The organism is Myroides sp. 1354 (genome assembly GCF_030324495.1).
GTDB lineage: Bacteria > Bacteroidota > Bacteroidia > Flavobacteriales > Flavobacteriaceae > Flavobacterium.
Genome location: NZ_JACAGN010000001.1, coordinates 524778 through 536280 on the forward strand (window position 1 = coordinate 524778; position 11503 = coordinate 536280).

12 protein-coding genes and 1 tRNA gene are annotated in these 11503 nt (G+C 37.7%); 8 read left to right on the forward strand and 5 right to left on the reverse strand.

Annotation, left to right across the window (positions count from 1 at the left end; translation table 11 throughout):
- Positions 1–45: 45 nt before the first annotated feature.
- Both HX004_RS02340 and HX004_RS02345 read right to left on the reverse strand, forming a co-directional pair.
- Positions 46–1293 carry a M56 family metallopeptidase gene (locus HX004_RS02340; RefSeq protein WP_286440713.1) on the reverse strand — a complete coding sequence of 416 codons (1248 nt, stop codon included), beginning with the start codon at positions 1291–1293 and terminating at the stop codon, positions 46–48.
- Between the two features lie 4 nt (positions 1294–1297).
- On the reverse strand, positions 1298–1663 hold the full coding sequence (locus HX004_RS02345; protein WP_286440714.1) for a BlaI/MecI/CopY family transcriptional regulator: 366 nt from the start codon (positions 1661–1663) through the stop codon (positions 1298–1300).
- Positions 1664–1821: 158 nt separating this feature from the next.
- Between HX004_RS02345 and HX004_RS02350 the strand changes: the two genes are divergently transcribed.
- Entirely contained in the window at positions 1822–2367 is a 546-nt protein-coding gene (locus HX004_RS02350) for a hypothetical protein (RefSeq protein WP_286440715.1), read from the forward strand.
- Positions 2368–2415: 48 nt separating this feature from the next.
- Here HX004_RS02350 and HX004_RS02355 read toward each other — a convergent pair whose 3' ends face one another.
- Positions 2416–2997, reverse strand: a complete 582-nt coding sequence (locus tag HX004_RS02355) for a MiaE family protein (RefSeq protein WP_182648066.1) — start codon at positions 2995–2997, stop codon at positions 2416–2418.
- A gap of 90 nt (positions 2998–3087) precedes the next feature.
- On the opposite strand from HX004_RS02355, the gene HX004_RS02360 reads away from it, so the two are divergent.
- Positions 3088–4350 (forward strand): glycosyltransferase, encoded by a 1263-nt coding sequence (locus HX004_RS02360; protein ID WP_286440716.1) that lies wholly within the window; start codon positions 3088–3090, stop codon positions 4348–4350.
- A gap of 88 nt (positions 4351–4438) precedes the next feature.
- On the opposite strand, the gene HX004_RS02365 is transcribed toward HX004_RS02360, so the two are convergent.
- Positions 4439–5827 carry a dipeptidase gene (locus tag HX004_RS02365; RefSeq protein WP_286440717.1) on the reverse strand — a complete coding sequence of 463 codons (1389 nt, stop codon included), beginning with the start codon at positions 5825–5827 and terminating at the stop codon, positions 4439–4441.
- A gap of 148 nt (positions 5828–5975) precedes the next feature.
- Between HX004_RS02365 and HX004_RS02370 the strand changes: the two genes are divergently transcribed.
- The 6 genes from HX004_RS02370 to HX004_RS02390 all read left to right on the forward strand — a co-directional run bounded on the left by HX004_RS02370 (position 5976) and on the right by HX004_RS02390 (position 9849).
- Positions 5976–6057: transfer RNA gene (locus HX004_RS02370), tRNA-Leu, on the forward strand.
- 153 nt (positions 6058–6210) lie between these two features.
- Positions 6211–6363: an STM2901 family protein gene (locus HX004_RS17750; RefSeq protein WP_502888450.1), complete on the forward strand. Its 153-nt coding sequence runs from the start codon at positions 6211–6213 to the stop codon at positions 6361–6363.
- Positions 6353–7021 (forward strand): DUF1493 family protein, encoded by a 669-nt coding sequence (locus HX004_RS02375; protein ID WP_286440718.1) that lies wholly within the window; start codon positions 6353–6355, stop codon positions 7019–7021. Before HX004_RS17750 ends, HX004_RS02375 begins: the two co-directional genes overlap by 11 nt.
- Before the next feature lie 256 nt (positions 7022–7277).
- On the forward strand, positions 7278–7838 hold the full coding sequence (locus tag HX004_RS02380) for a hypothetical protein (protein WP_286440719.1): 561 nt from the start codon (positions 7278–7280) through the stop codon (positions 7836–7838).
- A gap of 205 nt (positions 7839–8043) precedes the next feature.
- The gene (locus HX004_RS02385) at positions 8044–9354 is read left to right on the forward strand and encodes a DEAD/DEAH box helicase (RefSeq protein ID WP_286440720.1); all 1311 of its coding nucleotides are present in this window, start codon (positions 8044–8046) and stop codon (positions 9352–9354) included.
- Positions 9355–9462: 108 nt separating this feature from the next.
- Positions 9463–9849, forward strand: coding sequence for a hypothetical protein (locus HX004_RS02390; protein WP_286440721.1), 387 nt, complete (start codon positions 9463–9465; stop codon positions 9847–9849).
- A gap of 8 nt (positions 9850–9857) precedes the next feature.
- On the opposite strand, the gene putP is transcribed toward HX004_RS02390, so the two are convergent.
- Complete coding sequence (putP, locus tag HX004_RS02395; RefSeq protein ID WP_286440722.1) at positions 9858–11387, reverse strand: sodium/proline symporter PutP; 1530 nt, start codon at positions 11385–11387, stop codon at positions 9858–9860.
- Positions 11388–11503: the final 116 nt, after the last annotated feature.

Consider the following 11503-nt stretch of genomic DNA (forward strand, 5'->3'; position numbering starts at 1 on the left):
AGATGCTCTTCTTCTAAATTTTGTAAAAAAATGTTAACAACTTCTTTAGGACTTTTCAGATTCTTTTTCTGTGGGGTCTAGTTGTAAAGTAATCGGCAAAGTAAACTGGCTGCGTACTAATTTTCCATTGTCTTTAGCTGGAATCCATTTTTTGGTTTTAGCTAGTGCATTTAGTGCAGCTTCTCCTACACCGAAACCAGGGTCTTTCACTACTTTTATCTCATTTAGACTTCCATCTTTTTCTACAATAAATTGCAGAATGACACGAAGAGACTCTCCTTCAAACTTTGGTGCTTCAAAATTAGAGACAAAGTCTTGATTAAAAGCCATCATTCCTCCAGGATAATCTGCGGGTTCTGTCACGGCGATGTGCACTTCATTCGGGTCTTCTGTTTGTCCTAATTTTGGAGCTGTTTCACTTTGGTGTTTGGGCTTGTCTTGCGCAACTACAGTCGTAATTCCCATAAAGGCAAATAAGGTTAAAGTGCTTATAACTGCAAAAGTGTTTTGTAGCGGTTTGTTGGTTCTTGTAAGCATAGTAAAACGTTTTTTGGTTAAATTAAAATTGAAAGAACTGCTCAAAGGAAGTTCTTGGTATTGGTAGGTTTGGGTTAATAGTAATTGTAAATACGCTTGGGTTTCTTGCTTGGATGTATTCAGTGTATCATCTGCCAAAAATTCGTGATTTAAGGCAATTTGTTGTTGGTACGCATACAAAAGCGGTTGAAACCAAAAGACTATTTTCAATCCTTCAATCAATAAAATATCTATTGAATGTCGCTGTTTGACGTGATTGTATTCGTGTAAGAGAATTTTATTGTTCCAATCAATTGGAAGGTGAAGGGGTAAATAAATGGTCTGTCTAAATGTAAAGGCACTGTCAAGTTGATTGAGTAAAACAAATCGTTGTCCTTTGTCATATACTACGGTTCCTTGTTGAGTTAAGCGATTAAAATGACGTAGTGAACGAATAAAACGGATACTCATCAAGAGAACCCCTAGTCCGTAAATACTCCACAATATACTAGACAGCGACCCTGTATTTGATGACCCTTCAATAGTCTGTGTTTGAGGAGAAATAATCACTTCGTTTAATTCTTGTAGTTTCATATTGGTTGCAGTTAATATACTCGTAGAAGAAATTTTGATTAACGGCAATAGAAAAATAAAAGCTAAGGCAAAAAGAAGGTAATATCGCTTGAAGACATGAATTTTGGTAGATTCCAAGAACAACTTGTAAATCCCAATAGTCAAAAGCAATAAGAGTGTGGTTTGGATGAGGTATAGCAGCATAAGTTTAGTCTTTGAGTTGGTCTTCGACAATCTTTTTTAAAGCTTCTAATTCTTTCTTGCTCATCTTGCTTTTTTGCGTGAAGAAAGAGGCAAAGGAAAAAGCAGAATTATTGAAATGTTGCTCTACCAAATGGTTGAGGTGCGTTTCAAAATAATCCTCTTTTTGGATCAAGGGGGTGTAAGCTCTTGAATTTCCAAAGGTCTCATAGGTGATAAACCCTTTTTCAGTCAATCGCTTGAGCAACGTGGCTAACGTTGTTTGAGCGGGTTTAGGCTCTGGATATTTGTCCAATAAATCTTTGGAAAATGCCTTTTGTAAATCCCAGATATACTCCATGAGTTGCTCTTCTGTTTGGGGTAGTTTAATCATGAATTTATTTTTTTGGATGATAGAGTAATTTTAATCTATTTATGTAGATGTTGTTCTACAAATATAGAATAAAAAACAGAAAAACAATACAATGGCTATTCTTTTTTTGAAAAAACAGCTTACATTTACAGTTGTAAAAGGTTTATTATTATTCTGTTATGTCGATGAATAAAGAGATTCAGGCGCTATTAACTGCTGGGAATACCAGTTTAGCAAGTCGAAAAAAAATCATACAACAACTGCCAAATGAAGTTGAAGTGATTTCAATTTTGGTTGATTTTACGTTTGATTCGGTTGCTAAAGTCAATGTATTAGCCAGTATTATTTTGGATGATTTACTCCAAGCGAATCCGTTTCTATTAGATTCTTATATCGCATTATTCATTGATCAATTGCCTCAAGTTGGAGATGAAAGCGTCAAGCGATTAACGAGTAAAATGACGATTGTTTTAGTCGAAAAGAGAGCCTCTTTATTAGATGCTAAGTTAGAAGAAGCGATTCTCGACCAGTGTTTGGTTTGGTTGACCTCAGAGACCAAAGTAGCAACGGAAGCCAATGCAATGCATATCCTTATGCGTTTAGCACCTAAATTTCCCGAACAGGCGAAGTTAATTGGGGAATTGATTGAAGTTCGCTTTCCTGAAAAAACACCGGCCTATCAGAGTAAAGCGCGTAAATTATTGCAGAAAATTAAAAAATTATAGCGAAAGGATCAGTCATAAAAAATGCGAGTAGTTGTACTCGCAATTTTTTTATCCGTGAATGTGTTCTTTTGTTCCGTAACTCTGGATTAAGTTTCCTTCAAATTCCAACCATTCTTTCCAACGTTGATCTACATCTACACGTTCAGTGTATTTGCGAGCAAATTTTAAGAATGTTGTATAGTGATTCGCTTCAGAAACCATTAAGTCATAGTAAAATTTAGCTAATTCTTCGTCTTTGATATTTTGAGAAAGTACGCGAAAACGCTCACAGCTTCTCGCTTCAATCATAGCCGCAAAGAGCAAACGATCAATAAACGCATCATTTCTGCTTCCGTCTTTCTTACAGAATTTTACCAATTGGTTGACGTAATCATCTTTGCGTTCACGTCCTAGCGTATAGCCTCTTTCTTTGATGATGTCGTGTACCATTTTGAAATGTTGCATTTCTTCAATTGCAATTTCAGTTAACTCCGTGACTAAGTCTTCGTGTTCTGAATTATACGTAATTAAAGTAATGGCATTGGTTGCTGCCTTTTGTTCGCACCAACAGTGATCAGTCAAGATTTCTTCCAGATTGGATTCTGCAATATTAGCCCATCTTGGATCGGTTAAAAGTTTAAGTCCTAACATAATTCCTTTTCGTTTGCCACAAAAATACTAAATATAATAGAGATTAAAAATTGAGGTTCTTTAGTACGGAAGAAGCTGTATTTTTGCCAAATGGAGAATTCATTAGAAGGAAAGAAGATCTTGATTATCGGTCAAGTATGGCCCGAATCGCGTTCCTCTGCTGCAGGAAAGCGCATGTTACAGCTGTTGGAGGTTTTTCAATCGTGGAACATGACCCTCTACTTTGGGTCTACTGCACAAAAATCACCTTATAGCGATGATTTGAGTGCTTTTCAATTGAATGAAATTGAGGTGTACCTCAATGATGAGCGCATGGATCAAGTATTAGCGGATTTACAGCCCGATTGGGTGATGTACGACCGATTTATGATAGAGGAACAGTTTGGATGGCGAGTAACGACTCAATGCCCTCAAGCGCGTACTCTACTCGATACCGAAGATCTCCACTTTTTGCGTTATGCTCGTCAGGAACACTTAAAAAAAGGCGAAGGCGTACTCGAAGATTATCTGTATAGCGATCGAACAAAAAGAGAATTGGCGAGTATGATGCGTTGTGATTTGACTTTGCTTATTTCACAAGCTGAATTTGATCTCTTGACCCAACGCTTCCGCATAGCGGAGGAACTCTTATTCGTTCTTCCTTTCTTAGAAGAGGAAATAACAGCGGAAGAACAAGCCCATTGGCTATCTTTCGAAGACAGAGAAGGATTTGTATTTATTGGCAATTTTATTCACGAACCCAATTGGCAAACGGTTTTGCGTTTGAAGACGGAAATATGGCCACTATTGCGAAAGACCCTGCCTCAGGTGAATCTACATATTTACGGAGCTTATCCTTCAGCAAAGGTTTTGCAATTGCATAATCCCAAAGAAAAGTTCTTCATACACGGTAGAGCAGAAGATGCGCTTGCTGTTGTTGGAAAGGCTAGAGTGATGTTGGCTCCCATTGCTTTTGGAGCGGGAATAAAAGGAAAGTTTGTCGATGGAATGCGTGTGGGAACTCCCAATGTAACCACCACTATCGGAATGGAAGCTATGGCAACCGAAGAGGAGTGGAATGGGTACAAGGCCGATGAAGTGGAGTTATTTGTTGAAAAGGCTGTTGCCTTGTATCAAGAGAAGACAATATGGCTGGAAAAACAACAAAAGGGAATGGACTTAGTGCAAAAAAAGTACAGTAAGTCTGCGCATACGGTTCTTCTTAAAGCGAAAATGTTGCAGTTAGATCAAGAGCTAGAAGCCCATCGAAAGGCTCATTTTTTGCTTGAGGTGTTTAAGCACCACACCGCTCAAAGCACAAAGTACATGGGGCTGTGGATTGAAGAAAAGAATAAATATAAAAAAAGCGAGTAACCCAAAGGGACTCGCTTTTTTGTATAAGAACTCCTCTTGACTTTCTCTGATTTTCACTTCAATCAAAAGAGTCAAGATGAGTTCTAAATTATTTTACTAATTCCATGTAGTATTTGTAGAACAATGGAATCGTTTCAATTCCTTTTAAGTAGTTGAAAACACCAAAGTGCTCATTTGGAGAGTGGATGGCATCTGAATCCAATCCAAATCCCATCATGATTGATTTAGATCCTAATTCTTCTTCAAATAAAGCCACAATTGGAATACTTCCTCCTGAACGAACTGGAATCGGTGTTACCCCAAAGGTATCTTCATATGCTTTTGCTGCAGCTTGGTATCCAATAGAGTCGATAGGCGTTACATACCCTTGTCCTCCGTGGTGCGGTTTTACTTCCACTTTTACACCCGCTGGAGCAATGCTCTCGAAGTGTTTTTTGAATAGTTCTGTAATTTCTTCCCAATCTTGGTTGGGAACTAAACGCATTGAGATTTTAGCGAATGCTTTACTTGCGATTACCGTTTTAGCACCCTCTCCAGTGTAACCACCCCAAATTCCGTTTACATCTAACGTAGGACGGATTGAGTTGCGTTCGTTGGTTGTATAACCAGCTTCTCCATACACTTCATCAATGTCTAATGCTTTTTTGTAATCCTCTAAAGAGAAGGGACGTTTAGCCATTTCATCGCGTTCTGCACGAGATAATTCCTCTACTTTGTCATAGAATCCCGGAATGGTGATGTGATTGTTTTCATCGTGTAAAGAAGCAATCATTTTTGTCAATACGTTGATTGGGTTTGCAACCGCTCCACCGTATAATCCAGAGTGTAAATCTCGGTTTGGTCCCGTTACTTCCACTTCAACATAGCTCAATCCTCTTAATCCTGTTGTGATGGACGGTTGTTGGTTGGAAATCATTCCTGTATCAGAAATAAGAATGACGTCGTTTTTCAATTTGTCGTGGTTTCTTTTTACAAACCAACCTAAACTTACAGATCCAACTTCTTCTTCTCCTTCAATCATGAATTTCACGTTACAGGGTAAAGTATTCGTTGCAATCATATATTCAACCGCTTTCACGTGCATGAACATCTGTCCTTTGTCATCACATGCTCCACGAGCGAAGATCGCTCCTTCTGGGTGAATGGGTGTTGTTTTAATTACAGGTTCAAACGGAGGAGACGTCCAAAGTTCGATTGGATCTGCCGGTTGTACGTCATAATGACCGTAAACCAATACCGTTGGAAGGGCAGGATCGATGATTTTTTCTCCATATACGATAGGATATCCTGGAGTTTCGCACAATTCTACCTTGTCACAACCTGCTTTTATTAAATTTTCTTTTACTGCTTCTGCCGTGTTTATTACGTCTTGTGAGTACGCACTATCTGCACTGATAGAAGGTTTTTTTAGTAGTTCAATTAGCTCATCCAGAAGACGTTGCTTGTTTTCTTGAACAAATTGTTTTGAATCTTTCATAGTATGTATCGATACAGTTATATTATTCCTTACAAACATAAGAATAAAAAAAAATTATTTTTTTCTTGCGCATTAAAAAACAGGTTGTATATTTGCAACGTCTTAAAAGAACAACGGTACACAAGTGTACAGCGGTTCTAAGCCACCTGCGGGTGTGGTGAAATTGGTAGACACGCCAGACTTAGGATCTGGTGCCGCAAGGTGTGTAGGTTCGAGTCCTATCACCCGCACTAAAGCCTCTTCGAAAGAAGAGGCTTTTTTTATGCCCTGACGTTTGCTGTTTCTTCAGAATTTTGAGATCAGATGCAAAAGTTGGGGACTAAGCAAAAAGTTTGGGTGCAGAAGCATTACCATGGGAAATGCCTAAAAGATTACCTACACATATGAGAAATGGCACATGGAGATATACGAAAGTTTTTGGTAGGTTTTTGGGTCGATTGGCGGGTCCCATAGGTTGGGGAATACTTGCGTATGATGTAGGAATGACACTTTATAATACACAAACAACATATAATGACATAATTAATGGAAAATAGAAATTATTGTATAGTGTTAGATTATATCTGTGAAGAACTTAATTGTGATAAAAGTAAATTAACAGTTAATACTTCACTGTCTGATTTAGGATTAGATGGGGATGATGTCCTAGCGTTTTTAGTAAAGTTCTTCAAAGAATTTAAAATAGAGTATGAAGGAACAAATTACAAGAATTTTATTCCTGAGGAGAGAGGTTTTTCTGTACATACTATTTTAAGTGTCTTTGCTAAAAGAAAAAGAGAAGATGAAATTTTTGTAAGAGATTTGATACTATCATTGGATAAAAAACAATGGAATAAAAAAAGGGAGTATAAAATTATTTTCATCAGTCCCTTTAGTTTAATAAATAAGGAGGACGATAATTGCGATATTAATATCGTTTTAGAGACGGGAGAAATATATTTTGGCTTATTAATGACTGTAAAAAACGTCACGACATTAGCTTCAAAACACGATTATGACGGATATCTCGATATGGTGGATACAATCGTTATTACCAATATGGAAAAAGCAACGATAAAAAATGCGCTAGACCGGATAATCGATGAGAGAAGACTAGATGAAGTTTTTACAAAAATCGGAACTTTGAAAACGGAGGGATTTGATTACTCCTTTGAAGAAATTAATGATTTTCAGACCTGGTGGAAAGATAGCTAATGGTGAGTTTTTTACTTTTAAACCGATGAGATAACTAGGACCCAGTACAATTTTTGCTAAATAAATAACATGGTTTGATCCAGAATAACGATTTATAACTGAAAAAAAAGCAGTAGAGTATCGCTCTACTGCTTTTTCATTTTAAGGCGTTCATCTAATATGGAACCTTTTTTCTATAGGTTACATTTGAGCATGAATAAAAATAGATTGAATGGTAGAATTTTCCTTATCCTTGTGATACGAAATAAAATCTGTTATGATAAAAGTCTTCCTTACCTACGTAGTACTGCTATTTTCTCTTTGCTTTGTGGTAACAAGTTGTTCTTCGAATCGAGCTTCTTATATCAAATCGAGTGTATATGATCAAAAGGAAGAAGTAACAACTTACACGCTATCGCCTTTAGGAACCGTTAAGATACCGGGGCAATGGGAACAAACGAGTTATAATGCAAGCAGTAAACAACAGTTTTTTGCCAATAGTGATCACAGTGTCACTATTGCTCTTACATTCGCGCCATGTACTTCCTATGAGTTTAATAAAGAAGGAACGTTGAAGGGATTTGATTTTACCAAAGCCTTTTATGAATGGGACTCTAGTTATATGAAAAAAGCCTTTAATGCGGAAGTGGCTGTATTAGAGGAAGATGGTAGTGATAATTATATTGTTTGGCAAGTTGATTTGAAAGAAGAGGGAATTAAACACTATTTTCTATTTGGAGAAAAGAATGGAGTTGTTCGCAATTTTTCTGTTATAAAAAGTAACTGGACTAAATCAGATGTTGTTGTATTCCTGAAAGAATTGTATTTATCCAAGTGATAGCTTAACATCCAATCTTCCAAATGGAGAGTGTCATCCATGCGTTTAAGTATTTATATTTAGCTGTACTTTGTATATTTATGCCTTGTTTGCTAGGTTCGATAAGGAGGATTGCCGCTTGTTATAGGAATTAGGTTCGCCATGGTAAAACACAAAAAACAAGCATGCGAAAAAACCATTAGCCAAAATCCCCTACCTTTACACCATGAATCAAGCAGCTATCCTTAAAAAAATGGAAATTGCATCCTTAAATGAGATGCAACTTCAAACCCTTCAAACCGCACAAACAAAAAATAATATTGTTTTATTATCTCCTACAGGATCAGGTAAAACACTGGCTTTTTTGTTGCCTATCGTACAGCGATTGAATCCTGCTGTGAGAGGGGTGCAAGCCGTTATTCTTGTGCCAACACGTGAATTGGCGCTACAGATTGAAACCGTGTTTAAAAAGATGGGAACGGCTTTTAAAATCAATGCTTGTTATGGGGGACACTCCACGCGTACTGAATTGAATAATCTAGCGTCTCCGCCTGCCGTATTAGTGGGAACACCTGGAAGGGTGGCTTTTCATATTGAAGAAAATTCGTTTGATACAGGAACGGTACACAGCTATGTTGTGGATGAATTTGACAAGGCCTTGGAGATGGGGTTCCAAGAGGATATGGACTATATCATTAATTCGTTTGATCGACTTGAATTTCGAATGCTAACTTCAGCGACAGCGTTGAAAAAAATCCCAGCGTTTACGGGAATTGAAAATCCCACCAATCTCAAATTCTTGCAAACAGCAGAAGTTAAACCCAAGTTGACTTTCAGCAAGGTGGTTTGTCCTGCAGAAGAAAAACTAGAAGCTGTGATTCAACTGATTGGAAAAATAGGAAAGGATACGATTTTAATTTTCTGTAATCACCGAGATGCTGTAGCGCGTATCAGTGAAACGTTGACAAACAAAGGCGTAGCTAATGGTGCTTTTCACGGTGGATTATTGCAAGAAGATCGCGAACGCGCCCTAATGAAGTTTAGAAATAGGAGTTGTCATATTCTGATCTCAACGGATTTGGCTGCACGTGGCTTGGATATACCCGAAATTGGTCATGTAATTCACTACCAAATTCCAGAAAAAGAAGATGCTTTTATCCATCGAAATGGACGTACAGCACGAATGAAAGCTTCTGGAAAAGCCTATGTCATGGTCACCAATGAGGAAGAGTACAGTTTTATCGATCCAGCCATGCCGATTGAAGAGTTAAAGGGTAATTACGCGATTGACAACCGCACCGATTTTCAAACGATTTACATCAGTGCAGGTAAAAAAGACAAAGTGAATAAGGTCGATATTGTTGGCTATTTGATTAAAACAGGTGGGCTTCAAAAGGAGGATATTGGATTGATTGAAGTAAAAGATACCCAAGCCTTTGTTGCCGTTCAAACAGCTAAAATTAAACCCCTATTGCAAAAATTGAAGGATACTAGATTAAAGAATAAAAAAGTGAAGATTGCTGTAGCGAAAGATTAAATTTACGCTTTGATAAACGGTAATAGGTTAGAGATACTAAGTTGTGTAGCATAGATGAATAGTTATTTTGATTTTTCACCTCTTTTTTTCGGTGTGTTTTTTATACTAATGATGAGTAGTTTAATCTACTCACCAATTCACAGCTATCTTAGAAAACAGAACGTCTTTTATGCTCTCTTTATTCTGTCTATTATTGGAGTAATTTATGCGTGTTTTCAAATTAAAATTGGTTGGGAACACAAAGAAATTCTCAGCGCTTTGACTCCTCTACTGTTGTTGTTTTATCTATTGTTGTATAAAATTGCAGATGTCATAGCTTTAAAAATATATAAACGACATATCTACTTTAGTTGTAGACTAAGTAATTATTTTTCTATCAAAGAAGCAGAAGAATCCACTTGGTTAGAATGGTTCATGCAAGTAGCTATACTATTTGGTTCAGCTTTACTTTGGCTTGCTGTCATTGAATTCGTTGAGGGGATTGTTATAGTATAAATGTGGATTTACTTCTCTTTGTGATATAAAGCATTGGCCGTATCAAAGGTCACTTGTATGTTTTGCGTTACTGGGTGACCAAAATGAGAACATAACCAAATGCTTATTGAACTAAAAATAAAACCAGGAATAATTTCATATAACGGCTCGCGATAACCAAAAATAACGCCATGCAATACCTGTTCTTGAAAGACGGGCCAAAATATCACGGTCAATCCGCCAACTAGAATCCCTGTTAACGCAGCTTTTCCTGTTGTTTTCTTCCAAAATAAAGTAAAGAGAATGAGGGGACCAAAAGCAGCCCCAAAACCTGCCCAAGCACGAGAAACGAGACCTAAGATGCTGTTGTTTTCATCCAAGGCAAGGACAAGGGCAACAATAGAAATCAGTAAAACTGCTAAGCGACTCATCCATACCAATTCTTTCTGATGGGCAGAACGTCTGAGGTAAGAATGATAGAAATCTTGGGTTAAGGTACTCGAAGCCATTAATAGTTGTGCGCTTAACGTACTCATTACGGCAGCGAGTATGGCGGATAGGAGAACGCCAATTACCCAGGGATTGAATAAATAGTGAATCAATTCAATAAAAATCATCTCTCTATTTTTTTGTACACCTGCTGCTAGGTTAGGATGTGCTTGAAAATAACTAATCCCCAAATAACCGATAGCGACTGCACCGCATAAACACAGCAACATCCAAGTCATGCCGATACGACGGGCATTGCGCATGGTTTTAGCACTGTCTGCGGCCATAAATCGCGCTAAGATATGTGGTTGACCAAAATAGCCCAGTCCCCAGGCTGCTGCACTGATAATCGTGATGAAACTCACCTTGTGGATGAGGTTGGAATAGGCAATTTGATGGGTATACATAGCCGTTTGCATTTGTTCTTGTACTTCAGACCAACCTCCCAGGGAAAGGATAATCATAATAGGGGTAAAGAGGAGTGCAAATAACATTAAAGAGGCTTGAAGGGTATCACTCCAACTAACAGCTAAGAAACCGCCAATAAAGGTATAGATGATGGTGGCTAAGGCACTAAATAATAGCGCTTGTAGGTACGACAAATCAAAGATAGCGGTGAATAATTGTGCACCAGCAACCATACCCGATGCGCAGTATAAGGTGAAAAAGATTAAAATAGCAAGAGCAGCTATGGTTTTGACCCATTTCCCTGTAGGGCCAAAGCGATGTAGAAAGAAGTCGGGAAGCGTTAGGGCATTGTGATACAGTTCAGTATGTACACGCAATCGGCCCGCAACAAAACGCCAATTTAAATAGGCACCAACCAATAAGCCAATCGCAATCCAACTCTGCGCTAAACCCAAATAGAAAATACTACCCGGTAATCCCATTAACAACCACCCAGACATATCTGAAGCACCCGCCGATAGTGCCGTGACTAATGGTCCTAAACGTCGGCCTCCAAGAATGTAATCGGAGAAGTTCTTCGTTCTCAAATAAGCAATAATTCCGATGCCCAGAATAAGCAACAAGTAAAGTGAAAAGGTGAATAAGGTAGGATTGATTTGCATTTTTATTTTTAAAACTAAGAAAAAAAAATCTAATACCTTGTGAATGTGTGATATAAGTAAGTAATTACAAGTTTGTATTTCAATAGTATAAGAATATAAGCTAGAATAGGACAACT